Origin of the sequence: Pelagibius sp. (genome assembly GCF_965249265.1) — a bacterium.
GTDB lineage: Bacteria > Pseudomonadota > Alphaproteobacteria > Kiloniellales > Kiloniellaceae > Pelagibius.
In genome coordinates this window covers 1,870,486-1,893,407 of the sequence record NZ_OZ252224.1, presented here as the reverse complement: position 1 = coordinate 1,893,407, position 22,922 = coordinate 1,870,486, and the positions used below count along the sequence as shown (strand labels likewise).

At 61.8% G+C, this 22,922-nt stretch carries 33 protein-coding genes; 8 read left to right on the top strand and 25 right to left on the bottom strand.

Annotated features, from left to right (window positions below):
* Nucleotides 1-117: 117 nt before the first annotated feature.
* From ACP146_RS08970 to ACP146_RS08860, 23 genes are all read right to left on the bottom strand, one after another.
* Nucleotides 118-414, bottom strand: a complete 297-nt coding sequence (locus ACP146_RS08970) for a phage tail assembly chaperone (protein WP_422366414.1) — start codon at nt 412-414, stop codon at nt 118-120.
* Nucleotides 415-527: 113 nt separating this feature from the next.
* Nucleotides 528-992 carry a hypothetical protein gene (locus ACP146_RS08965; RefSeq protein WP_422366413.1) on the bottom strand — a complete coding sequence of 155 codons (465 nt, stop codon included), beginning with the start codon at nt 990-992 and terminating at the stop codon, nt 528-530.
* Between the two features lie 88 nt (nt 993-1,080).
* Entirely contained in the window at nt 1,081-1,872 is a 792-nt protein-coding gene (locus ACP146_RS08960; protein ID WP_422366412.1) for a hypothetical protein, read from the bottom strand.
* Between the two features lie 77 nt (nt 1,873-1,949).
* On the bottom strand, nt 1,950-2,363 hold the full coding sequence (locus ACP146_RS08955; protein ID WP_422366411.1) for a phage tail terminator-like protein: 414 nt from the start codon (nt 2,361-2,363) through the stop codon (nt 1,950-1,952).
* Nucleotides 2,364-2,538: 175 nt separating this feature from the next.
* Nucleotides 2,539-2,949: a hypothetical protein gene (locus ACP146_RS08950; RefSeq protein ID WP_422366410.1), complete on the bottom strand. Its 411-nt coding sequence runs from the start codon at nt 2,947-2,949 to the stop codon at nt 2,539-2,541.
* Nucleotide 2,950: 1 nt separating this feature from the next.
* Nucleotides 2,951-3,976 (bottom strand): phage minor head protein, encoded by a 1,026-nt coding sequence (locus ACP146_RS08945; RefSeq protein ID WP_422366409.1) that lies wholly within the window; start codon nt 3,974-3,976, stop codon nt 2,951-2,953.
* A gap of 3 nt (nt 3,977-3,979) precedes the next feature.
* Nucleotides 3,980-4,186, bottom strand: coding sequence for a hypothetical protein (locus tag ACP146_RS08940; RefSeq protein WP_422366408.1), 207 nt, complete (start codon nt 4,184-4,186; stop codon nt 3,980-3,982).
* A 1-nt stretch (nt 4,187) separates the two neighbouring features.
* Nucleotides 4,188-4,496 carry a hypothetical protein gene (locus ACP146_RS08935; protein WP_422366407.1) on the bottom strand — a complete coding sequence of 103 codons (309 nt, stop codon included), beginning with the start codon at nt 4,494-4,496 and terminating at the stop codon, nt 4,188-4,190.
* Between the two features lie 122 nt (nt 4,497-4,618).
* On the bottom strand, nt 4,619-5,137 hold the full coding sequence (locus tag ACP146_RS08930; protein ID WP_422366406.1) for a DnaT-like ssDNA-binding protein: 519 nt from the start codon (nt 5,135-5,137) through the stop codon (nt 4,619-4,621).
* Nucleotides 5,138-5,156: 19 nt separating this feature from the next.
* Nucleotides 5,157-5,465 carry a hypothetical protein gene (locus tag ACP146_RS08925; protein WP_422366405.1) on the bottom strand — a complete coding sequence of 103 codons (309 nt, stop codon included), beginning with the start codon at nt 5,463-5,465 and terminating at the stop codon, nt 5,157-5,159.
* A gap of 65 nt (nt 5,466-5,530) precedes the next feature.
* A complete protein-coding gene (locus ACP146_RS08920) occupies nt 5,531-6,571 on the bottom strand; it encodes a major capsid protein (protein WP_422366404.1) in 1,041 nt (346 codons plus the stop codon).
* A 13-nt stretch (nt 6,572-6,584) separates the two neighbouring features.
* A complete protein-coding gene (locus ACP146_RS08915; RefSeq protein WP_422366403.1) occupies nt 6,585-7,046 on the bottom strand; it encodes a hypothetical protein in 462 nt (153 codons plus the stop codon).
* 3 nt (nt 7,047-7,049) lie between these two features.
* Nucleotides 7,050-8,177: a hypothetical protein gene (locus ACP146_RS08910; protein WP_422366402.1), complete on the bottom strand. Its 1,128-nt coding sequence runs from the start codon at nt 8,175-8,177 to the stop codon at nt 7,050-7,052.
* 67 nt (nt 8,178-8,244) lie between these two features.
* Nucleotides 8,245-9,600, bottom strand: a complete 1,356-nt coding sequence (locus ACP146_RS08905) for an anti-CBASS protein Acb1 family protein (protein WP_422366401.1) — start codon at nt 9,598-9,600, stop codon at nt 8,245-8,247.
* The gene (locus ACP146_RS08900) at nt 9,597-11,198 is read right to left on the bottom strand and encodes a hypothetical protein (RefSeq protein WP_422366400.1); all 1,602 of its coding nucleotides are present in this window, start codon (nt 11,196-11,198) and stop codon (nt 9,597-9,599) included. The genes ACP146_RS08905 and ACP146_RS08900 overlap by 4 nt, the downstream gene beginning before the upstream one ends.
* Nucleotides 11,161-11,634, bottom strand: coding sequence for a hypothetical protein (locus ACP146_RS08895; protein WP_422366399.1), 474 nt, complete (start codon nt 11,632-11,634; stop codon nt 11,161-11,163). Before ACP146_RS08895 ends, ACP146_RS08900 begins: the two co-directional genes overlap by 38 nt.
* 232 nt (nt 11,635-11,866) lie before the next feature.
* Nucleotides 11,867-12,466, bottom strand: a complete 600-nt coding sequence (gene nusG / locus ACP146_RS08890) for a transcription termination/antitermination protein NusG (RefSeq protein WP_425032461.1) — start codon at nt 12,464-12,466, stop codon at nt 11,867-11,869.
* A 426-nt stretch (nt 12,467-12,892) separates the two neighbouring features.
* The gene (locus ACP146_RS08885; protein WP_422366397.1) at nt 12,893-14,281 is read right to left on the bottom strand and encodes a hypothetical protein; all 1,389 of its coding nucleotides are present in this window, start codon (nt 14,279-14,281) and stop codon (nt 12,893-12,895) included.
* The gene (gene dnaB, locus ACP146_RS08880; protein ID WP_422366396.1) at nt 14,281-15,795 is read right to left on the bottom strand and encodes a replicative DNA helicase; all 1,515 of its coding nucleotides are present in this window, start codon (nt 15,793-15,795) and stop codon (nt 14,281-14,283) included. Before dnaB ends, ACP146_RS08885 begins: the two co-directional genes overlap by 1 nt.
* Complete coding sequence (locus ACP146_RS08875; RefSeq protein WP_422366395.1) at nt 15,785-16,045, bottom strand: hypothetical protein; 261 nt, start codon at nt 16,043-16,045, stop codon at nt 15,785-15,787. Before ACP146_RS08875 ends, dnaB begins: the two co-directional genes overlap by 11 nt.
* Nucleotides 16,042-16,467, bottom strand: coding sequence for a hypothetical protein (locus ACP146_RS08870; RefSeq protein ID WP_422366394.1), 426 nt, complete (start codon nt 16,465-16,467; stop codon nt 16,042-16,044). Before ACP146_RS08870 ends, ACP146_RS08875 begins: the two co-directional genes overlap by 4 nt.
* On the bottom strand, nt 16,464-16,847 hold the full coding sequence (locus ACP146_RS08865) for a helix-turn-helix domain-containing protein (protein WP_422369633.1): 384 nt from the start codon (nt 16,845-16,847) through the stop codon (nt 16,464-16,466). The genes ACP146_RS08870 and ACP146_RS08865 overlap by 4 nt, the downstream gene beginning before the upstream one ends.
* Nucleotides 16,848-16,864: 17 nt before the next feature.
* Nucleotides 16,865-17,272, bottom strand: a complete 408-nt coding sequence (locus ACP146_RS08860; protein WP_422366393.1) for a VRR-NUC domain-containing protein — start codon at nt 17,270-17,272, stop codon at nt 16,865-16,867.
* A 164-nt stretch (nt 17,273-17,436) separates the two neighbouring features.
* Between ACP146_RS08860 and ACP146_RS08855 the strand changes: the two genes are divergently transcribed.
* Complete coding sequence (locus tag ACP146_RS08855) at nt 17,437-18,162, top strand: hypothetical protein (RefSeq protein WP_422366392.1); 726 nt, start codon at nt 17,437-17,439, stop codon at nt 18,160-18,162.
* A 76-nt stretch (nt 18,163-18,238) separates the two neighbouring features.
* Here the strand turns inward: ACP146_RS08855 and ACP146_RS08850 are convergent, their stop codons facing one another.
* Both ACP146_RS08850 and ACP146_RS08845 read right to left on the bottom strand, forming a co-directional pair.
* A complete protein-coding gene (locus ACP146_RS08850) occupies nt 18,239-18,745 on the bottom strand; it encodes a hypothetical protein (RefSeq protein WP_422366391.1) in 507 nt (168 codons plus the stop codon).
* A 111-nt stretch (nt 18,746-18,856) separates the two neighbouring features.
* Nucleotides 18,857-19,357 carry a GIY-YIG nuclease family protein gene (locus tag ACP146_RS08845; RefSeq protein ID WP_422366390.1) on the bottom strand — a complete coding sequence of 167 codons (501 nt, stop codon included), beginning with the start codon at nt 19,355-19,357 and terminating at the stop codon, nt 18,857-18,859.
* Between the two features lie 210 nt (nt 19,358-19,567).
* On the opposite strand from ACP146_RS08845, the gene ACP146_RS08840 reads away from it, so the two are divergent.
* The 7 genes from ACP146_RS08840 (at nt 19,568) to ACP146_RS08810 (ending at nt 22,913) form a co-directional block, all read left to right on the top strand.
* Nucleotides 19,568-20,374, top strand: a complete 807-nt coding sequence (locus ACP146_RS08840) for a S24 family peptidase (protein WP_422366389.1) — start codon at nt 19,568-19,570, stop codon at nt 20,372-20,374.
* 25 nt (nt 20,375-20,399) lie between these two features.
* Nucleotides 20,400-20,819 carry a hypothetical protein gene (locus tag ACP146_RS08835; protein WP_422366388.1) on the top strand — a complete coding sequence of 140 codons (420 nt, stop codon included), beginning with the start codon at nt 20,400-20,402 and terminating at the stop codon, nt 20,817-20,819.
* 301 nt (nt 20,820-21,120) lie between these two features.
* Nucleotides 21,121-21,387: a hypothetical protein gene (locus tag ACP146_RS08830; protein WP_422366387.1), complete on the top strand. Its 267-nt coding sequence runs from the start codon at nt 21,121-21,123 to the stop codon at nt 21,385-21,387.
* A gap of 25 nt (nt 21,388-21,412) precedes the next feature.
* On the top strand, nt 21,413-21,583 hold the full coding sequence (locus ACP146_RS08825) for a hypothetical protein (protein ID WP_422366386.1): 171 nt from the start codon (nt 21,413-21,415) through the stop codon (nt 21,581-21,583).
* Nucleotides 21,584-21,595: 12 nt separating this feature from the next.
* Nucleotides 21,596-21,949, top strand: coding sequence for a hypothetical protein (locus ACP146_RS08820; RefSeq protein WP_422366385.1), 354 nt, complete (start codon nt 21,596-21,598; stop codon nt 21,947-21,949).
* A gap of 10 nt (nt 21,950-21,959) precedes the next feature.
* Nucleotides 21,960-22,274 carry a hypothetical protein gene (locus ACP146_RS08815; protein WP_422366384.1) on the top strand — a complete coding sequence of 105 codons (315 nt, stop codon included), beginning with the start codon at nt 21,960-21,962 and terminating at the stop codon, nt 22,272-22,274.
* 24 nt (nt 22,275-22,298) lie between these two features.
* Nucleotides 22,299-22,913 (top strand): pentapeptide repeat-containing protein, encoded by a 615-nt coding sequence (locus tag ACP146_RS08810; protein WP_422366383.1) that lies wholly within the window; start codon nt 22,299-22,301, stop codon nt 22,911-22,913.
* The last annotated feature ends 9 nt before the right edge of the window (nt 22,914-22,922 follow it).

Here is a 22,922-nt window from a genome sequence, read left to right as displayed (position 1 = left end):
TGGTGGCCGCCAGCCTAATCATGCTGTCGGCGGTTTTTCTGGCGTTGGGCCGAATGGTGTCACTGCTTCAGCGAATTGCCGATAAGACCGGAGGCTCAGAGAGTGCCCGGCCAACCTCTACCTCCTTGCCTTCCCAGCCTGAAGGAGGCTGGCCTTCATAGCCTCGGGGTCGCGTTCATCCAAGGCCATGACGCGCTGATGCACGTCATCAAGCGCCTCGATAATCCTGACCTCCCAAGGCGCAAGGCGTTGCCCGGTCAAGCGGCAGAAGGCGTCGATATCGGGCCATTCGATAGGGGCCGGCCCGGTCATCCCCGCCCCTTTGCGCTTCCTGAGGCGCATCCATGCCAGATAGAGATATTCGATCGCGAGTGGGAAAGGCGGAGTGGCAAGCTGGGCCTCCAGTTCATCCACCACATCCTGCCGTTCTTTCCGAACGGCGCGATCCAGGCGGGACTCCAGCCTGTCACGCCGAGACCGCCCCTCCTCTACCCGATCAAGATCAAAACTGCGCTCGGCCCAGGCTGTCAGGCTGTCTCCGAGCGCGGAGTAAAAGAGTTCTCATCCCCGATGAACTCAAGAGCCTGTAGCAGAAGCTGGCCCTTGCGGTGATCCATCAGCAGCGTCTTGGCATTCGCAGGCGAAAATGGGTAGTCCTCGCCGTTCATCTTCACCGGAGACCAGCCCAGCAGGCGTCCGACGACCAGGCCGACATTGCGCGAGCGCGCATCATCGACGGTCTCGACGGGTGCCTTCCACTTCCGGCCGTTGACGCGGGCCTGCTCTTGCAGGCGCTCCTCGGCCAACCGCTCTTTTGCCATTTTGTCGCCTAGCGCGATGGTCTGCGGGTGGCCCGGGCCGGCGAAGGTCCACGTCCATCCCGTCGGCTTGCCGTTCACGAGGACTTCCATCTCGGCTTCGTCGATGGAGTCGGCTTCGGAAACGTCGAACACGTCTTCCGCGACCGCAGAGGCCGCCTTTTTCTCAGTCATCTTGTCACCTTGTCGGTTTGGTGTCGGGAGTCGGGGTGGACCGCCCCGCCCCGACAGCAGGGCGGCCCGTCTTCACGCGCGAAGCTGGTTAGGCGGCCACCAGGGCTGTGCCGGCGCTGTTGGCAGGCGTCGATCCGGCCGCATTGGTGGCCGTGACGATGACGCGGACGCTGTCGCCAACTTGGTCCGTGGCCAGCGTATAGGTCTTGGCCGTCGCGCCACCGATATCGGCATATGTGCCGTTTCCGAGGGCGTCGGCCTGCCACTGGTAGGAAAAGCTCGTGGGATCGTTGTTCCACAACCCTTCGATAGCAGTGAGGACTTGTCCGTCCTGCGCCACGCCAGAGACCGAAGGCAGGAGCGCGTTGACCGGCGCCACCAGATTGGCGCTTGCAACTTCGTAGACCGCCGTGTTGATCCCGATATTGAAGGTCCGGCGCGTTACGGACGAGACGTTCGCCAATCCTGTCGGCTTCGACATGACCAAGCCGGCATAATACAGCGTCGACTTGCTGTGGTTCACCGACCGCGCGTCATCCAACTCGATGCGGATCGGATAGTTGAAGTCCGTCGCCTCTGCAGCGATGAGCTGCACCTGGCCATCGTCCAGCGGATCTCGGCCCACAACGACCGCTTGTGTGCCGGCATTGCGCGGGCCCTTGAGCTTTCTCACGCGACGATTGCCCACCGCCGTGAAGTTGATTTCCTCCGAGGAATCGCCAATCTCGCCGTACTCCTCGACCTCCTCGATCTCAATCCAATCGACCAGGGCCTCGAAATACGCGAGTGCGTCCACGTCGGACATGGCGTTGATCGTATCGGGCAGAGCTACCGTGGGGCTGATGAAAAGCCGGGCACCTGCTGTCTTATGGATGGCCATTTGGGGTCTCCTTTATGGCATGAAGAAAACCCCGGCGCGCGGCCAGGGCGTCGACCCGGTCTCTGCCGGGAATGGGGTTAGATCAGAGCCTCATACGGAATCGAAACCGGCGTGCGCCAATGAGCCTCATCGCGGTAAGCGCCGGCTACATCGGGCGCCCTGGTGATACGGACCTGCAAGCCGCCAAATTCCAGCATCAGATCCGCGGGGAAGTGCGCCGCGACTTGGCCGGCCACCTCCATGTCGACCTCGGCGGTCTCCTGCGTCTCAATGGGCGACATGACGCTGACCTGCAGGATACCGGGCCGCTCGTTGGATCCGTCCGACCCCACGGCAAAGCGAGATAGACGATTGGGAAGGTGCTGTACCCGCAGATACCTGCCTGCCGGCGCGTCCTCCTTTGGGTAGACTACCGGGGCGGCCGGAATAACGCTGAGCGTTTCCAGTCGACCACGAAGGGCCATCCAGATATTGACCTCTACCGACGCCATTCCAGTGTTACCCTCCAGCCCGTGAGCGAGCCACTTTCAGACGATGATGCCGAGATCCTGCTGCACGATCTGATGCGACAGGTGCTTGAGGCCGACGGCGCCACTCAGGACGGGCGCGACGCCCTCAGGATTGCGCTGGCGGGGCTCTATGGCGCCCTTGTTTGGCTTGAGCGGGCTAGGAACCCTTTACTGCCGCCTTCGCCTCCGCCACAGCCTTAGCGACATGCTGCGGCCATGCCTGGGCGGCCAAGCGCACCATGCCGGCGCCTTCCCGGCCTTCCTTGCCATACTCGACCGGCAGGGCGTAGTTGGCCCCGAAACTGGCGTAGATGACCTGACCCAGTTGCGCCCCCGCGATCACCAGTGCGAAGGGCGGGGCCATGTAGCCGTCGCCCTGCTGTCCCCTCGCCGGCACCGGGCCGTTGAAGGTAACCGTCAGACTGGCCCGGAGGTAGCCGGTATCGACCGGCGTGCGCTCCAGCACGTCCTCGACTACATACTGCGTCGCGGTCCTGAAGACAGCCTCGGTGCGGCGCTTGGTTTTCAGCGTCCACCGGTCTACAGCGGCGCTGAAGGTGCCGGCCATATCAGGTCAACCCGCTCAGGTGGTCGACACGGTAGATCGGTGTGCAGCGGCAGTTAACGATCTCCGCCGCCGGGGCGCCCGGCTCGCCAGGGTACAGCAGCCCGTTGGAGAACCGAGCGTCCATACCGACAGTCTGCCCGTTTAGCGACGCATGGCTGTCGCGGGTACGCCCGTCCCTCGTCGCGCGCCATACCTTCGTGACTGTCTGCCGATCGATCCCGCTCTGCTCGATCATCTGTTCTGCGGCTTCGTGTTTGCCGGCGTTCAGAGCCGACAGCGTTTCGGTCCTTGCTACCGCTTCGCCGCGAAGCTGCAAGAGGCGGTCGGAATAGCGCCCCGTGATCTTGCTCACCTGTATGCGGGTCAATGCGCGCCCCTCGCGGATCGCAGCCGCCACCTGCCGGTCGAAGCGCCGATCCCGGCGTTCACGGGTCAGGTAGTTCCGCATGGCCGCAGGATCGCCAGACAGCAACTCCGCTCTTGCAGAAGCGAGGTAACCTTCCTGCTGAGCTGTCAGGCCCAAGATTCCGCCTTCCCGTCTTCCGCTAGCGCGGGACACCCGCCCGATCAGGTCAAGGGCCGTGATGCGCGGATTGCTCCCGGCGACCTGCCCCGCCGCCAGCACTTGGCGCGAGGCTTGGCGCATGTCATCGATGATGCGCGTCACCAGCGTGGCCGAATGATCCGCAAGTATCCGCTCGACGCGTGGGTTGCGGGCATCAAAGCGCAGCACAAGCCGCCCGCCGCCCAGGTCGGGCACCCTTGGCAGTTGCTCCGCCGCGTCCCGGCCGCCTTCCGTGAAGGCCTGCCTGATCTCATCCTCGAATACCCCAAAGGCAGCGCGGTCGATATGAAGTGACCGCAGAGCGCCTTCGATGTCCCCCACCTCCAGGCGCTCCACGATGCGGCCGAGTTCGGCGCGCGAGCGAATATCGTTCACGGCGTCCATGAAGGCGCGGCGCAGGCCGGGCTCCAGGCGGTCCAGCAGGGCATCGATGCGCTGTCGAGGTGTCGGGCGACGGGCCATGCGTCACAGCGCCACGGAATGCTTACAGAGATCCAGGGCTTGCGCCTCGGTGAAGCCCTCCTTCACCAGCGCGTCGAAGTAGGCTCGCTTCATCTGAGCCACCAGGGCCGCATGCTCGGCCAACTTCGGCAGATCGCGCCGCAGTCCGTCCAGTGCGGCGCGGAAGTCGTCTTTCGGCGGGATGTCGACGAGAGTCGGCTTGTCGGTCATCTCAGTTCCTCACAATCAGCTTCCAGGCCACCGCCACCCCGGCCCGCGGCACCCGCATGACCCTCAGGACTGCCGCGGCCTCGCCATCCAGGGTAATGCCATCGGCGGGCTTTATCTCGATCTGGGTTGGCCCCAAGGTGGCACCTCCATCCGGCACGCCATCGACCAGGACACTCTCAAGCTCCATCGTGGCGCCGGCTGTGATCTCGGTATCGGTGACCTTGATCAGGCTGCCGTCCACCAGCTTGTCCGACACGGACTTGGCGGTGGCGTTCAGGCGATAGGTCTCGACCGTATCTGCCACGGGCACCCACGGCTCGGCAGGATCAGGCGTACCCGGTATAGTGCGGACAAGGCGGATGGTGCCTTGCCGGAACCGCTCCAATAGGCGCTGCGCGGTGGCCTGGGACGCCGCATAGTCGAAACCCGGCATTAGATATCTGGCCCCACAGTCCATGCGCCGACCCCGAAGTCGGCCAGTACAAGGTAGGGCTTCAGCATGCCGTCAACCTTTGTGAGGATCGGCGTCGAAGCGTCGGGCTTCAGCGGATCGTACGGCACGGTACTTTCTTGCTGAACGTCCTGATAGGTGACGCTGACAGCGCCCTCGACTCGCTCCTGCTTAACCAGCCCCGCCTGGGACTGCACGGCACTTAGCGATCCGGGAGACGAGGCCTCCTGCCATGCCGCATAGTAGCTGGCCTGCTCGACCGCTACCGGCACCACGTCATCAGGAATCGCGCCGCCGTGGGCCGTCGCGCCGGTGCGCGGCCAAGCCTCGGCCTGCGTATAGCCGGCGGTGGGCTGCCCGCGAAAGCGCGGCCCGTAGGTGGAATCGACGTAATCGCTACCCAGTTGACGCAGTACTGCCCCCGACGGCGCATCCCCGGGCAGCGTATAACCGCGCGCAGCTAGCCAATCGGTGAAGCCTTGGTCGGTCCCGTAGGGCATCGGTGCCTCTCTCGCCCGGTTACTCGCTGGCGGCTTTGGCGGCGGCGATCTTCTCCCGCAGGGTATCGGCGTCCCAGCCGTTGAATGGCTTCTTGCCGACGGCTTCCTCGTATTCGGCGCGCAGAGCAGCCAAATCGTCGTCTTCCTGCCCGCCTTCGAGGGTGTCAGCAGGATTGGTGACCAGCGTCTTGCCGTCGTCATCGTTGAGGACGCGGCAGCGCGAAGCCCAGCCCCGGGGAACCTCTGAAACCTCAAGCTGGGTCCCGAGGGCGAATTCCTTACCGCCCTTGCCGTAGAGGCCGCGCCCCGTGATCTCAATTCGCTTCATGGTGCTTTCCTTTGTCGAGAGAATGGGGCGGCCCCGGAGAGCCGCCCCGTCGGGTCCGGTTGGCGCTACAGCGAGACGCTGTAGAACGCGCCGGACTTGCCACTGAAGTCGGCCCTGATTTCCAGACCCATCGCCCCCATGACGAGGAAGTTGTAGTTGTCCGTGGGGTTGTTGCGGGTCATGACCGTCGTATTGGTCGCCATACCGATGAGCGGACGGACAAACTCGGCATTCGGCACAAAGCCGAAAAACTCGTTGCCCGTCAGTTCATAGGTCACGACGATCTTGTTGATGCGGCGGTTGGTCAGCAGGTAGCTCATCAGCGTGCCGCCCTTGAAGCCGGACGAGCCGCTATAGGAGCGGTCCCAATTCCGGCCGATCTCGGGCGAAACGTAGATGTTCACCGGCTGCATCACCAAGTTGTCGTCCAGCATCGCGCCAAACGTCTGGGTGAAGAAGGCGTCGATGGCGTCAGAGGTGGTCGCTGGTGCCGACAGGTCGATGTTGGCACCGCCGGCGCCGAGATCGATGGATTTCGACAGCGGGTTGGTGCGAATGCCCGTGGCATCGTAGCCTTCGAAGGTAATGTCAGCATCACCATCCAGCGCATAGAGCGCCATATCGCGGCGAATCTTCGCCGTGTGCGCCTCCTGGTCGTCCGCCAAGGCGTCGAAGTTCTCCGACGACAAGGTGTTCCACTCACGCCATTCCCGGCCGTAGCCGGTCGAGAAGATCGGCACGGGCGACCCCCGGTAGTCGTAGACCACCTTATCCATGGTGGTCGGCACTTGGCCGCTCATGGAGCGCACGACCGAGCCGGCATCGCTGGAAACCCGGTTGAGGTGGACCAACTTGCCGATGTTGACCGCCTTGGCGAGCGGCATCAGGTCGGCCATGAAGGTCTGGCCCTCATCGTCGCGCATGATGCGGCGCGTGATGCCGTCCAGATCCAGCCAGGCATCCCGCGGCAGCACGGCGGCTGCGTTGTGAACGTCGGCCATGCCGTCTTCGGTGCGGTGGAAATATTCTCGAACGGCGCAGACATCGCTCCACCAAGCCGCATGGGGTCGCGAGTTGGCGACGAGCTGTTCGTCGAAGTATCGCATCGTCAGGTCTCCCTTAAACAGCAGCCGACAGGTAGGACTGGCTACCCGCGGGACGGACCCGCAGAAGCTGTTCGCTGCCGGAGTTGTTGTTGTAGATTTCGTCCGAGTAGGCGACGACCAGACCGGACGTGGAGGCGATGGCCAAGGTGCCGTTGGCGGCGGGCGTCAGGGCTGTGCCTTTGGCCGTGATGTTGACGCCGTTGGCGATGCGGGCGGCGTAAAGCTCGTCGCTCTGCATCTCGATCGCGACCGCTGTATTGCCTGCCGCCCAATCGTCGTCGACGCCTTTCATGGCCAGGTAGTTGTCCTGCACCAGCAGGACTTGACCGATCGTCGCCGCCCCGGCCAGCGCGAACTCGCCCGAGGACATGACCACCAGACGGCCCGGCTTCAGCGCCACGCTGGCGTCGGCCTCGCGCACCTGCGGGCACGTCTTGTCGACGGGCCCGAGGAAGATCTTGTTAAACCGTGCCATGGCTCAAGCCTCCTTCTTGTCGGCGGCCGGCAGCTTGAAGCCGCCCTTGCCGTCGTCGTTGCCGCTGTAAGCGCCGTTGAGCGCTGCGGCTTTGCCCGGCTCGGCCTTCTTGGCGAGGGCGCGAGCGGCGTTGAGGGTCAGCTCCCCGGCCGCATCCTCGTCCAGCAGGTTGGCCTTGACGATCTTGGCCTGCAGATCGGCAAGTTCCGCGTCGTCCTTCGCCTTCTGATTGGCGACCATTTCGGCCTGGGCGTCGACGAGCGGCTTCACAGCCTCGGCGACAGTTGTGGCGATGGTCTCGCCCATCTTGTCGAAGCCTTCCGAGAGGGTATTTACCTTCGCGGAAAGCTCTTCAAACTGCTTGTCGTCCATGTCTTTGGACTCCTTTCGGTTAGCAGTGGTGGTTCCCCGCTCGGGAGCCTGTCGGAAGGCTTCCATGATCGCGGACTTGATTCGCTCGATGACGTTCTTCCTTTCGTCGGAACGCCGCTCCAGCGCCGATACGGCGGCCTCAACCGCCCAATCAAGGTCATCCATGTCCGGTAGGGACGCATTGATGACCTCGATCTCTTCGCCCTTGGCATTGACCATCATGCCAACGCCCTGCTCGGGTGTGGCCGCCCCGTCCTCATCGAGCAGGATGGCGTCGTGGTCGAAAACCATGTTGCGGGCAATGAACTTGTGCTCGACCTCGCCGTTGGCCGCTTCCAGTTCGGTCAGAAGGCCCGTAGAAGTGTGGATCGGATCGCCCTTCTCGATGGCGTTCAGGACGCGCCGGCCCTCCTCGGACTGATTGGCGCGCTCCACGTCGATCACCTTGTCGAGCAGGATGCGGCCCTTCTCGCGGCGCACGTTGGTATTGAAGGCGCCGACCCAGCCGATGTTGATGCCTTCGGGGTCGCGGGCCGAGACGAACTTGCCGTTTATCGTCGGATGGCCGAGAGGTGCGGGGGTGCGGTCCAGGCTGGCGAAACTGGCCTCGATCTCCTTAGCCGGGTAGAGGATATCGTTCATCACGACATCGTCCGGCATGGTGGCGCTCGGCACGATGATGACCTCGCGGCCGTTCATCTTCTCACGCCGGACCTTGCCCGCCTTGTTGCAGCGAACATGGATCAGAACTTGGGGCATGGAATGCTCCTTCACTCAACAGCGGCGCAGACGAAGCGCTCGCACTCATGGCCGATCATGCCGCCGCTCATTCCTCGACCGGCGGCGGCAAGGCGGCGGCATGATCTTCCTCGTCGTCCTCGCCAAAACGATCCGCATCGCTCAACGGCTCCAGGTCGACCGCCGCTCGGATTTCCTCACCTGTGAAAACCAACTCGCCCGTGGCGTTCATCTTCTGGTTCACCCCGGCCATCTTGTCGGCGCGCTCGACCTTCTCGGCCATCGAGCTCTCCGTCAGGTCGGTCCAGGCGAGGAACCAGTCCCTCTCCGGCAGGATGCGGAAGCGCTCCAGGCGGTTGACGAATTCCATGATTCCGGGCCGGACTACGTTGCTGCGCCGCGCCATGCAGGTGTGGGCCCATTCGGCAGCATCCTCGGTCGAGGCCCGCTCGCCCGTCTGGGACCCGACCAGGATCTTCAGCGGGATGCCGAAACTGGCGGCGAAACTCTCAAGCGCGATGCGGAAGAAATGCTCCGGGCTGATGAGCGTGACGCCGAGGGTCTTAGCCTCCATGCCCTGAAGCATTAGAAGCTGATCAAAGCCCTTCTGCCAGCTCTCCACATGCTCGTCGAGTTTGTCGCGGACATCCTCTTCCGACACGCCCATCGCTTGGGCCATGCGTCTGATATCCGCCTCCTTGTCAACCTCCAGGACGGGCGCCGACTTGGCGTTCTTCCAGAAGCCCTCGCCGCCGGCGCCGCTTACCTTCTCCAGCGTCACCAGATCGTTGTAACCAGGCTCCAGCATCGAGCGGCCATGGATCGTGCCGTCGTCAGACCAGACGATCACGCGATCCGGGTGAAGCTGGAATGTGCGGGCATTGCCGTGCTGGATCTCTCCCTCTACCGCCGCCTCGTTGAACTGAAACATGGTGGGCTGGCCGTAGGTCTCGGAGGTCTGATCCGTGTCCCATTGCCCGACCGTAAGCTGCCCTTCCCAGGCGGGAATGATCTCCACGAGGCCGTCGATTCCACCAGATACGGTATCGACTGGTTCTTGGAACTGCTTGCTGTCAGCCACCCGGAGGATCACGCCCGCATAGGCGCCCACCATGGAGCGGCGACCCGCCTCCGCGAGGCGCTGCCAAACGCGCAGATCGTCGAAACGCTGCCGGATGTCCCGTTCCAGTTGGGTTTCCTCGTCGCTGCCCTCGCGTTCCCGCAGAGAAGGATTGTCCTGCCAGACCTTCAGGACCGTCTTGTCGATTGCCGCGTTGGCCAGGCCATTGCGGCGGTACATGTCGAAGAACTGTTTGAATTCCAGCGTCTCGGGATAGCCGAAGTCCCGGTAAAGGTTGTGCTTATGTCCCGGAAAGAAGCCCGGGAACATGGCGCCAAGGCTGCGGGTCGCTATCGCGTTCAGAAGCGGGGGCAGCTTGGTCATCGCTTGCGGAGCCTTTTAGGCAGAAACACGGCGGCCCTTGGCACCGCCGGCGGGTCAACGAAGGTCAGCATCAGGGCATCGGCATGGTCCGGGCTCGATATCCCGCGGCGCGCCAGGGCCTCTTTCTTCTCGATCACAATCTTGCCCCGCTCGTTTCTGCCCCATTTGACCAAGGACATCTGGTGACAGAGTTCGTCGCTGTCTCGGTCGCCGCTGGGAAGCGCCAAAAGGTCGGTCACCGGATGCTCGACCCCTCCTTCCCGGCCCTCCAGGAAGGCCACATGCTCATGGGTACGTTGCAGCGCAGTGCGGCACAGCCACCAGACCTCAGCCTTTAGGTTGCCGAACATCTCCAGCGAAGTGCGCCCATCTGGCCATTCCCGCTCGCTCGGTGGCACCCCGGTATTGACTGGCAGAACCTCCAGCGCATCAAAGCGCTTCGCCTTCTCAGGATCGTCGTCCCGGTGCATGAGGGCCGAAGACACACCAGCGCCAACGCCTGGCGCATCGAAGTTCAGCGCGCCGCAACCAGTCTCCAGGGCAGCCTCAAGGGCCCACCATGCGGTCCCTATCGTGTCCGGGTCGCCTCGCGATCGTGGCACACTGACCACCGGGCCCATGCGGGGGATCGCGACCGACTTTGCCTTGCCCGCGCCAACGTCCAGCCCCAACACCCCGGCATTGCTTGCGCGAAGGCCAGGCTCCAGCGCGCTTAGACGCTTGGCGCTCTCGACCCACAGGGCCGGGATGCAGATGCCCTCAACGGACGCGCTGTAGTCGATCTCATACTCGCTTGGCCAGGTGGTTGGATCGGCAAAGCTGCCCTTCTTGGCTTGGGCCCATTCCTCAGTCTTGCGCGGGTCGTCGCGCCAATGCAGCCGAAATACCTGATGCGGCTTCAGGATCGAATGACGCTTGCGGGCGAAGAGGTTGCCCATGCCGTTGACCGAGGAAACCCAAATGACGCAATCCGTGTTACCTGAAAGCGCCTTCTCCACCGCTTCGGCGTTCGGCACAAAGGCGGCCTCGTCAACCACGTAGAGCGAGGACCGGCCGCCACGGCCCATGTCGTCACCACCCTCGCCGGAGATCACTGAGCCCGTCTCCGGGTTGACCAGACGCATATAGTTGTCGTGCTGCGCCCAGGAGAAGCCTTCCGGCATCAGTTCTGCGGGTTGGCGACGCGCCATGATCCTGATTTTGGCGAAGATCGAATCCGGATTGTCCTTCTTGTCGACATAATCGACCTTTCGAGACCCGAACGTCGCCTTAAAACCCGGATTAAACTGCCACTGGTGCAGCGCCACACCGCCGGTCAGGTAGGTGGCGCCGACATCGCGGCTCTTTTCCGCCAGACCTTCCTCTTCGGCTTGGATCCGCTCGATCAGCCACAGGACGAATTCTCGCTGTCGCGGCCAGAGCTTGAAGGGCACGTAGGCGCCGCCGGGCTTGCCGACCAGGCGCGGATCGTAAGTATGAACCCAGTTGTCAAACCAATGGAGGATGTCTGCGGCACACTTGGCCTTCTCATCCCGCCAGCCGCCAGCTTGGCGTTCAATCTCACGCTTCTGACGCTGGTCCCGAATCGCCTGCAACAAGCCCGAGCTTTTCGAGAACCGGATAGGCTTGTTCGATAGCGGCAAGCTCATCGGCGCTCAGCCCTTCAAGGTCTTTCGCTGTCAGTGTGACGATTTGCACCGACCCGCTAAGGCGGCGATTCTCCACCCCAAGGCCGAACAACTTCGCCTTGCCCATCGTGGCCCCAACGGCGGCGCTTGGCTGCTTCTCAATGATGGCCAGCGAGCGGGCCTGTTCCAACTCACCGGCCAGGCTTTCCACGGTGACCATGACCTTCTTGGCCGCCTTTTCAGTCAGTTCGGCAACGCGATCCCGGACGCTTTGCTTTGCTTTAAGCGTCGTCGCGTTACCCCTATTCGGCTTATACCCAGCCGCCTCGTAGGCAGCATCGGCCGTCATGCCCTTGGCAAGCGCCTGTGCAAAGGCCTCATGGCGCGTGTTCTTAAGGGCCGACATGGCCACCTCGGGGGTTCATGTGAAATGGCGGGGCGGCAAACCTCTGGCCATGAAAAAGCCCGCGCCGGATGCCAGGGCGGGATGGTTGCTTGGCAGAATTTAGGATCGCTCCGCAGTCGGCGTGGTCGCGATTTTCGCTGCCACCGCCGATGTCTGACGCGAAATTAAGTTCAACCAAGGACTTTTGTCAAGGGGTGGTGCCAACGGGCACTGATTGCACCAAATGGAGCGTTCATATCGCCTCAACTGCTTTTGGCAGGAGCGTCACCTCCGTCTGGCGCCCGAAGATCGACACCCAGATGGTCACCATCTTGCCGTCATCGCGGCAGACCGTGCCGTCGAACCCAGCGAAGGGGCCAACCTTGATGCGGACCACGTCACCCACGGTCAGCCGGGTTCGCCCCATCTCAGCTGGACCTTCCAGTTGGATCAGCCCGTCCTTGCCCGCCCCGGCCCGCAGGCGGTCAATCTCGCTGGGTTCGAGCGTTCGCGGTCCAGCCTCATTGCTGAGGACGGTCGAAACGCCCGGCGCGTTGTTGATGTCGTAAAACCCCTGGCCCGGCACCACCCCGACGAAAATGTAGCGCGACAAGTACGGCCTGGTGACAAGCTCGGGTGCCTTCTCGGTCGCCACGGCGGCGCGCTGCCTCCGGGACAAGCGGTTGGCGCGGCGCACCGGCACGCGGTAATGCAAGAACAGCGTCAGGTAACCCAGATCCTTCAGTCGATCGTTTACCGCTTCCTCGGCCCGCGCGTTGGTCATCACGACGAACCAGGATAACCGGCCGACGTAGAGCCCACCGCAGGCCGGACAGGCGCCGGGGATCGACACGCCACCAGGAAGGGCGTGCTTAGCCCCGCAAGTGACCGGGCCGGGACCGGCGTCAAACTCATGCCTGCAGTCCGGGTCAAGGCAGAGATATCGAACGGCTCGACGATCCGCCAAGTCACTCACGCCCCTTGTCTGTTTCGCTCAGTCGGCGTGCGTCAAGGTTCATGCCTCTAATGGCCTCTCTTTCTCGCTCTCGCCACTCAGCCTCCGGAAACGAACGCGCGTAGAGAAATGCGATTAATTCGCCGACGCTAAATCCGCCACGGCAACCGCCTGTTATCAGCGCTTCCTGAGAACCATAGAGCCGTCGGTAAACCTCGTAAGCACGCAACGTCACCTCTCTCGATATCTGGCCGGAACCAGTCCGATTGCTGCGCGGAACTTGAACAGGATGAACTCGACCGTCGTAAAATGGTTTCGGTTCAGTCAAGAGGCCGTCTCCTTCTTCGCTCTGCGGTCGAGTCCTACCGGTATCGGCGGGAAGTCCGTCATTCCGTCGAGAGGGTCGGCTGCAGCAGGGCCCGCAGCTTCAGCCGTTCGTCCAGGTGTGGACCCAGCGCTTGGCAAGCCAGCGCCCGAATCTCCCCCGGCGTTGGTTTGTACCCGTTCGGCCGCCCCAGCCAATCCAGGCACGCTTGCTGGATCGCATGGGCCGGGAGATCCTTCAGCTTCGCCAGCCAATCCTCCGCTACTCCCCTCAGGATCGCCTCCGACACATTGGCCGCCGCATAGTGCGCCAGAAGCGTCACTACCCTCCCGGAGATCCAGGCCCGGCTCGCCGGTTTCATCCAGATTTCCAGGTGGTTCAAGTAAGCCCGGACCTCCTGTACCTGTTCCCGGGGTAGCTTCTCCGGCATCGCTGTGATCGCCCCCATGATCGTCAAATCCGGCAGCCACGCTAGCGAAGGCGGAAGCCTGGGCGGTATGGGCGTCTGATCCGTTCGGGCGAGTTGGTTTGCTGCGGTCATAGCCGCCCTCCATGAGCTTCGTGAAACTCTTCTGCTGCATCAGAAAATCAAAATCCGCCTTCCAGCCGCGGTCGTTCTCGCCGAGCAAGAAGGGGCTCCGGGCAATGGCGGGCAGAGCTCCGTTCACGAACCCGTCCAGGCCGTCGCACTCCGTCAGCCGGATCTTGCAAGCACTGCGCCGCTTGGCGGTGATCCGCTGAACCTTCGCCAAGCCGTGTCGCTCAGCGAATGCATTCCAGGCTTCCACGGCTGCTTCCACCTCATCGACTTCGACAGCGCCGGGCTTATTCGGGGGACCATCTGCGTCAGCAGATGGTTTAACTGGTTCTGGGTCCTGAGAAGGTTCCGGTAAAGGAGAAGGAGAAGCATGGGGTATAGCATCCCCATTCGATGGGGCATCACATGCCCTTTCCATGGGCCACCCATCCTTATCCGAAAGGGCTTCAGAAAACTCCACTAACTGAGGCTCTAACCTGACCCTAAGCGATTCAAATATGGCGCTTTTTCGGGGGACTGACGTCGACAAAGAGAGCGCATGTTTAGCCGCCTTCTCGCCCTTGATCGGGTCTTTCTCCAGCGCCTTATCGATCAGCATCCAGCCCTTATTTGTGTCTCGAATAAGGAACTGTTTCGAGCAAAGCTCATCCAAATAAGAGCTTATCTTGTCGACGCCCCACTTATTAAAGCGCGGCACATCGCTAATAGCGCCGACGCCGAGCCTAAAACACCCGATAGCGTTGCGATGCGGGCCGGTTAATAAGAAAAGCGCCAGCAGTGCCGCTCCGTCGCTAAGCCCACCGATACGGTCACTTTCCCAAAAGCCCTCATGCACCTTGCCGTAGCTCATCAGTATCCCTCGAATTCATGCTGCCGATGCGCCAGATCGCCCCACCGCATCATTGCCGCGTCGAAGATCGCCGGCACCGTGCAGACCTTCCCGTTACGGGCCTTGGCGATGATGATGTCGCCGCGGTTGCGGGCGGCCTCCAGGGCGCCTGAATAGCCGTTGACGCGCTCATAGAAGCGCGTGTCTTCCTCGCCCTCCCGGCGCTGCGGCTCGCCCTTGCGGGCCAGATAGTATTCCTCGCGGTAGAGGAAGATCACCACATCGGCATCCTGCTCAATGGTGCCGCTGTCCCGAAGATCGGAGAGCATGGGGCGCTTGTCGTCGCGCTGCTCCAAGGCTCGCGAAAGTTGGCTCAGCAGAACCACCGGGACGCCCAGCGCCTTTGCCATGGCCTTCAGGGCTTTAGTAATGGCGCTGATCTGCTCATTGCGGTTTCCGGCCTCGTTTTGGGCCGACATAAGCTGCAAGTAGTCGATGATCACCAGGGCGAGGCCATGGCGCCGCTTGAAGGCCAGCGCGCGGCTCCTGATCGCCATAGGGGTAAGCCCGGCCGTGTCGTCAATGAACAGCGGGATTTCGTCCAGCGCCAGGCACTCCCGCATGAAAAGGCTGGCCTCATCTTCGTTCATGCCGTCTTGCTGCTTGGTGCGCTCAAATTCGATCCCGGCACGCTCACAGGCAATGCGCCGTGCAAGGTCTTCATCGGGCATCTCCAGAGAGAAGAAGGCGACAGGCTGGCTCTGGTCGACCGGCTGCCCCTCTCCGTCCAGTTCCCGGCGCTGCGCCGCGGCGACATTGCGGGCGATGTTGGTAGCCAGCGCCGACTTGCCCATGGATGGTCTGGCGCCGATGACAATCAGGTGGCCGGGCTGGAAGCCGCCGGCAAGGGCCCTATCCAGGTCCACAAGGCCAGTCGGCAGGCCCGGCACCGCCTCACCCTTGCGGATCGCCTCTGTTTCCTCCGCAACGCGCCTGGAGAGCGGGGATAGCCCGACAAGGCCCCCTTCACGCTGCCCCGACTCGGAAAGGTCCGTAAGCTCATCCAGCGCCCGCTCGACAATGGCGGGTCCGTCGACATCGATTCCGGGCTGGTAGGCATAGTCGGACATTTCGGCCGCAATGTTGATCGTCCGGCGCCGAAGCCAGCAGTCGTGAATCGTCCTGCCGTAATCCTTGGCGTTGATGATGGTCACGAAGTTATGCTGGATCTGCGACAAGTAATGCTTGCCGCCGACCTGCTCCAGGGCCGGCTCGTTCTCAAACAGACCGGCCAGCGTTACAGCGTTGGCGGTTTCTCCGCGGTTGATCAAAGCTTCGCAGGCCATGAATATCTTTGCGTTGATCCCGACGAAGAAGTGATCCGGCCGCAGGAAGTCGCTCACTTGGTCATAGGCCGCATTGTTCGCCAGGATCGCGCCCAGCAGGCCGAGCTCGGCTTCCTCGCTGGCCGGCGGCGCCCAAGCGTCGCTTTGCTGCTCCGCCTCCCAAGGCGGCGCTTCTGTTTCAGCCGGCATCGCCATCAAGCACCTCCTGCGCTAGCTGTTGCAGCCTTTCCGTGACGGTCTGGAGTTCGGCCTGTGCCAGCACAAGGCGGGTCTGCAACTCCAGCATCTCCCGCATACGCATTGCGACAAGCGGATCGTAGCCGGCCTTCGGATTGACTGGTGGCGCCAGGTCGGCCGGAACAAGGCGCGTGTCCGCCTTCGGATCATAGGGTTGCGGAGCGCCAAAGTTGGCCCGGATGATCTTGTCGTCTTCGCTCATGCCGCCCCCTTCCGCTTGCCCATTGGCCTCTTGCCCCAGCGGTACTTGTAGCCCTCCGGAGGCTTGGGAAAGCCGGCGTTGGGGATCTGACGCTTTGGGCCCTGCTTGGTCTTGCCGCGCAATCGATCGATCTTGGCCGCACCGTGCTTGACGCTGCCCAGGGTCGTTGCCGGAGTCCCGTTGGTATCCTTGGCGTGTTCCTCGCGGGAGAGCGCTTCAATGCAGTTCGGGTCGTTCTGCGCCGGGATGTAGTCTTTGCCGTCGGCGCGGATCTCGCGATAGATCAGGGCCGGATTGTGGTTGTACTCAATCCGATCCGTGCCCAGGAGTTCGCAAAGGCGGCGCTCGCAGGCAATTACCTTGACCGATAGCGGTATCTTCCGGCGCTTGGGGCGCTGCGGGAGGCGGGCGCGGGCGCTCATATCCTGCCACCCGAAGAGTAGCGCTCCGGCGGCGATGACTTATAGGCTTCGGTCGACTTGCACTGTCCGCAGGTCCGGTTGCCGATCCAACTTGATTCGAATTCCCTCCCACACATCAGGCAGGGCCGACTTTGCACCGTCTCCGGGAGGTCAGCTTCCGGCTTTCGAAAGCACTGGTGTTGGTGGATTTTATTGTGACCCGCCTCTGTCAGACGCAGCTTTCGGGTCGACCGCTGGCCGGTCTTTCGAAGCCAACCACGACGGATTGCGCGACCGACGTAGCTACGCGCGGTGCAATGGGCCATGCCAGCCCTGCTGGCTATGTCTGCATTTTTGACCTCAGGGCCGAGCCTTTTGATCGCATCTAGAACGGAGACCATCACGGGGTCCGCTATCGTCACGCCGCGCCCTCCGCTTTGAACAGGCCGCCGATGCTAGAATGCGGCAGGATCGACCAGCGCCTTAGGGCGTCCTGGACATCCTCCAATGACCAGCAGGTCACGACCTCAGCGCCAGCCTGCTTCAGGCTGCGGTGACAAGCGCACTGCGTTTGCGTGAGGTAGCCCCTTCCCTCCATTCGATTCCCGACAGGCGTCCCGGGCTTCTTCAGTTCGATGAAGAGGGCCCTGCCCTCGTGAACGATGCAGATGTCGGGCACGCCAGGGCGGACACCCATTCGTTTGAGCTTCGATGCCGTGCGCTTGCTACGCTTTTCGCCATTGGCGGGGTGATACCAGAAGACATCGTCCGGCAACGCCAACATCAGGAACTGCACGACGGTCTTGTGGAGCGCTTCCTCGTTCATCAGTTAAAGCTCCCCGACCGCCGCAGCCAAGGCGTAAAAGTCCGCAGACGGCCGGGGAGGACTGGCGGCAGGGGTCCACCAGTCACGACAGCGCGCCTTCGGGGGGTAAGGCGTGCGTCGAAGGTGTCTTGTAGGAGCGAGCAACTCCGGGCAGAGTATCCGCCATGCGAAACCAACTTCCGATGGCAGGGCTTTACATGCTCCTTGGGGCGGGATTGACCCTGTTCTCTTTGGGCATATGGCCGACGATTACCGAGCCGGGCTTCGGCTGGCGCGGCCTGCGAGACTGGCAGACGTTGATGACCGGCTTTCTGGCTATCGGCGCGGCGGGCTTGGCTTATATTGGTGTGTTGTATCAGGTGCGCGCTGCCAACCTGCGCCACGCGCAACAGATCAAAGCAGAACGCGAAAAGGAGGATCGGCAAGCCGCAAGGGATGCGATCACCACAGCCACGGTATTCGCCGCTGAATATCGAATGATTCACGCCTTTTGGGATGCAATGGTAAGTCACCTTGAAAGAGAGCGAGTAAAGCAAACCCCAATACGAATCCGTGACCTTCCTGATGACTTGCTTAAAGGGCCGGTCCTGGCACTCTTCCAATCTCACATTGGAAAGATCGGACGTCTCCCGAACAACATCATCGAGGAGATTGCGCTGGACATGACAACGCGCCGCACCGCTATTGGAAGCGTTAACTTTTCTTACCCAAAAGAAACCGAGCTTCCGTCCAAGGTGATCGATAACATTCTTGAATCTGCACGCGATCAAGCCAAGAGTGCACAAGATATCGCCGCGAGACTTGACGACTTCATCGCTGATCGCGCGGCGACCCTTCTGAAAGATCTCCCACCAGCCGCGACGCCTGATGGCACCCTGCCGGCGGGGTAGTTTCAAGTACAGCCGCGCGGACGTGACAACAGACGCAACGGGCAAGGACTTCGGGGCGTCCATCGGAGGGAAGGGTTCAGCCGGCATCGCGAACCTCGCGGGGGCCGGCGGCCTTCTTATCTCGAAGCTGCAAAAGCTGATCGACGGTATGATTTGCGGCGTTCGCCACGTCGCGCGCCTCTTTGATGAGGCGGTTAACCTCAGAAACGCTCAGTACCCCGTCCGCATTGGCATCCAGGGCCACAATCGCAAACTCGCCAAGCTCGCCCTGAAGGCGGACGCTCATCGCCATCACGTCGTCACCCGTCAGGCCGGCGCCCTGGCTCGCATACGCCCGCCCGATCTGCTTGAGAGTGCGCGTGAAGATTTGACTCCCCACCGCGGCCTGCAGATCCGCCACAACATCAGCCGGAGGGAACGCGGCCAGCATGTGCGGTTTTCCGTAGTCGCTAATCGAAGTCTTTTGAACGCGGGTCTGTTCGGCGGCCAATTCGCAGCCGCCGGCCAAGTCCACAAGGTGGCGAAATGCGGCCTTGAGCGAGAGATAATCCTTTTGCGCAAGCTGCCGTGCTGCGTCGCTCACCGGAAGCGCCCTCCCCTTTTCCAGATGTCAGAGACGGCGCCGCCGGTCATATCTCGGCCTATGGCACTGCGACCGATAGGAGAAATAGCGGCGGAGATGGTGAAGGGCATATCAGGCGGCCTCCGGGCTTCTACTTTTGACGACATCAAAAAGCGTGCGCGACTCATCGTCGTTCAGCGAGGACACGAAGCTTGTCAGGATGAGGCGATCCGAAAGGCCGATCTCACGCCCCATCTTCTCGGCATCGCGCAGTCGTTCCAGAACGGTCAACCGAACGTCGCGTCGGACAACCTCCCTTCGCGGCCGGACGATCTCATCCGGCGGGATGATTGAAAGCATGCCTGGGTGGAATTCGAACCATTCGCCGCAAACGCGCTGGGCTGCGAAACGCTTGTGTAGCCAAGCCTCTTTTGCCCTCCCGCCGTCGATGGTGCGGAGGACGCGTAGATGAGCGCCGGCACCACACTTGAGCGACGCCACTCGCCGCTGGAGATCGATAGTCCAGCCAATCTTGACAGCGCTGGTCGTCAAGTTCTGGGCGAAATAGACGACGCTTCGAGTGGCGCCGCGCAAGACTGCAGAACGCGTGGGGATTGCGAGACCATCGCTCACGCTGCGGCGTCCGGCTGGGAGACGGCGGGTGGGTTCGCCTCCATGAAGTCGATGACCTTGTGAATGGTTGCCGATCGTGGAGAGCGGCCCTCCCGAAGTTGGAAGACGAAATTCGGATCGCCCAGCGCCCGCCGCCCAAAGGTTGTTGGGTCTGTCTGGGTTGCACCTAGATAATCGTCGACCTGGCGCCTGAATTGCTCGAATGGGTCCATGATGAATAGGAAGATAATAGGCAATATCCTATTCGTCAATCGGCATTTTCCTATTGGCGCAAATCCTATTCAGGCTGGCACATTGTTGTTCATGCGAAGCGGCACAACTGACAAGGGGTCGGATCCGGCGCGAGATCTCTTGCGCCAGCTCGTAGACCAATCCGATGACGAATGGGATTATGCGAACTTGTCGCGCAAGGTCGGCAAGAACCATGCCTACTTTCATCAGTATCTCACCCAAGGGAAACCAGGCGTCCTGCCCGAAGACGTCAGGGACCGGCTAGCGGAGGTCTTCGGAATGCCGGCGGTCGCCTTCAAGACCGGCATGATCCCAAAGGGCATGGGTGAAGAGGCTCCCCCAGAATTCAAAGCCGCGCCGCGAGTCGGCGAACAAGCGGAAATCCCTGAGATGGACGTCCGAGCCTCGGCTGGGTCGGGCTCAATAGTTGAGTATGATGAGCGCAAGGGCTCCTGGGGATTCCCCGCAAACTGGCTACGGATGGAGTTGAACGCCTCTCCGACCGAGGTTTACTTGATCACCATCGAGGGGGATTCCATGCCCGGCATCCTAGAGGCGGGTGACAAGGCGTTAGTCAACGTTGCCGACAAGCGCCCTACCCCACCCGGCACATTTCTGCTTCATGATGGGCTTGGTCTGGTTGCCAAAAGGGTCGAGTACATTGACGGCTCGGACCCGCCAACAATAAGAATTTCCTCGACAAACCAAGCATATAAGACTTACGAGCGCACACTCTCCGAGGCGCGAATCCTGGGCCGGATCGTGGCCAAGTGGCAGCGGATGTAGACTTCGCCATACAGAAGAGGATTCAATGAGTAGCCAGTTTTGGAACACAAAGGGCGTGATAGATATGCAGCCCTTGGAAAACAATACGGTTGGGCTCAAATTCGCTGGCGAGGACGACGTCAACAGGGTGTTGACTATTCCTGCAAACCATACCGCTGTCTTGGCATGCGCCCTGTTCGAGCTGGCCGGGCGCATCTCGAAGACCCACGACGTTGGCGACACACTCACCAATCTGCCAAATCTGAGTGCCACGTCTGTTGCGGTTGGCGAGGCTCGCGATGGTTCTTGTTTCTCCTTGGTTGTGCGAACAGGTGAAAATGTAGAGATGCAGGTGGTTCTAACGGCAGAGACCACCGAAGCACTTGCGGCAGGCCTGATTGAAGTGTTGCAGCGCCACGGGCGGGCGCCCCAAGATCTGGCGGGTGACGACGGCCCGCGCCATTGATGCCCAAATCTACCTCGTCATCTGCCATTGCTCCTCCTTTAAGCTAGCCCCAGGGCTGAAGCACCTCTCTGCCGCCCACCCCTAGCTTCGAATCCATATTTCTTCCGGCAAAAAGCTCCTTTGTCCACAAAATAGGATTTTGCCTATTGTAAAATAGGCTTTTTCCTATTACATTCTCTCTATCAGCAAATCGCTGAGCCCCCGCCCCGAGGCGCAATCGCAAGACGGGCACTCCTGGTGATTATCGCTCCCGCTGTTTGGCGCGCCAGCCCAGGCAGCGGGGCCGCAGGAGAACGAGAGAATGACGCAGCTAATCGAAGTCCAGGACACGCTGATTGAGACGCTAAACAAGTCGGCTTCGCGCTGGAACGTCAACTCTCATCTCAGGTACCGCCATTGCGACAGCAGGGGCCGCCGGATTTGCGGGCACTACCCCCGCACGCGCCGCGGTGCCGTTAAGCGCGCCCGGAAAGCCCTAGCCCTCATGGGCTTCGACAATGGCCAGCAAGACATCGTGATTAAAGACGCGATCGACATGGCCGAGCTTCACCTTCGCTGCGGCGAGTAACCGCCTAACCCCGGAGAACGAGAGAATGAGCAGAGCACCAAAACTGAACGTCACCTTCCAAAGTCGCGGGCGCTCAAACCGTCAGTGGTCCGCAGCCTTTGACCTGGGCTCTGCCGAAGCAAACCGCCTCGAAGCCGTGACAATGGCTTGGCGCATGAACGCCAGCATCATCACCAGCCAGCACGCAGCCGAATAAGGACCGCAACCAATGACCGCCACCAAGCCCACCTCTTCCTATCTGAAGCTTCCGCTGCGGAGCTTTCAGGAGGCGTTGCAAGACGCTGGCCGCGAGCGTTGGTACGCATGGTTTGACACGCGGGCGACCTGCAAGGACTTCATCGCAGAGTGCGCCCATGCGGATGACCGCCACTCCCCGCGCAGTCATTGGCGGAAGCTGTTCTTCAAGCTGCTGCGCGCCCGGCTGTTGAAGGGCGAGGACTTTACCGAAGCACTGGATGCCGTTGGCTATGGCGACTGTGCCGTGGAATGCGAGCGGATACGTGATGAGGTCTATGCGGACATCCGCGCAGAGCGTGTCGGCAATCTGGCCTTCCGTCAGTAAGGAGAGAGAGATGAGCCACTTTGCCGAAAAAGAAGAGGAATGCCCGCGCTGCGGCGAAGTCAAGCGGTGGCTCTATGACGCACAGATTTGCGCAGCCTGCAACTACGGCAACAAGGCGTCCCCCAGCCAAGAGGCGGCCTACACGTTTGAGGACTGGATAGCGGAGCTAAATCTGGACGTCATCCAAGACGGATACGGCTACGGGCCTGGCGAATTCACCGTATTCCCGGAGCAATGGTTTCCGCTGTTTGAAGAGGGCCTGTCTCCATTACAGGCATTTCAGCGCGCCTTGAGGGCACACCGCGACGAGAACCGCCCGGCCTAAGGCTGGCACGGAAGGAGAGAGACAGTGAGCTTCAAATTCGCAATCAAACACCGCTGGAATGGTTCTGTTCTCTTTGAGGCTGAACTTAACGCAAGCCTAGAAACCACGAGCGACCGTGTGAAGCTTGGGGCGGCTGTGAAATTGGCGGTTAAGGCGGATGCCAACCTCGCGGGTGCCAACCTCGCGGGTGCCAACCTCGCGGATGCCAACCTCGCGGGTGCCAACCTCGCGGGTGCCAACCTCGCGGATGCCAACCTCGCGGATGCCTACCTCGCGGGTGCCTACCTCGCGCGTGCCAACCTCGCGCGTGCCAACCTCGCGCGTGCCAACCTCGCGCGTGCCAACCTCGCGCGTGCCAACCTCGCGGGTGCCAACCTCGCGGATGCCAAATGGCGCAAAGGAGTCACCATCACCAAGGCACCTCTGCAAATTCATGGCCTGCGCTGGCTCGTCTACATTCTCGACACTCACATGCAGATCGGCTGCGAACTGCACAGCCATGATGAATGGGCGGGCTTTGATGACCGTCGCATTCTGGAAATGGAGGGCAGAACTGCCTTGGACTTCTGGCGGGATCACAAGGCCGCGTTAATGGCCCTCTGCGCCTCGCACGCACCCGCCAAGTCAGAGGCAGCCTAACAGGCAGGA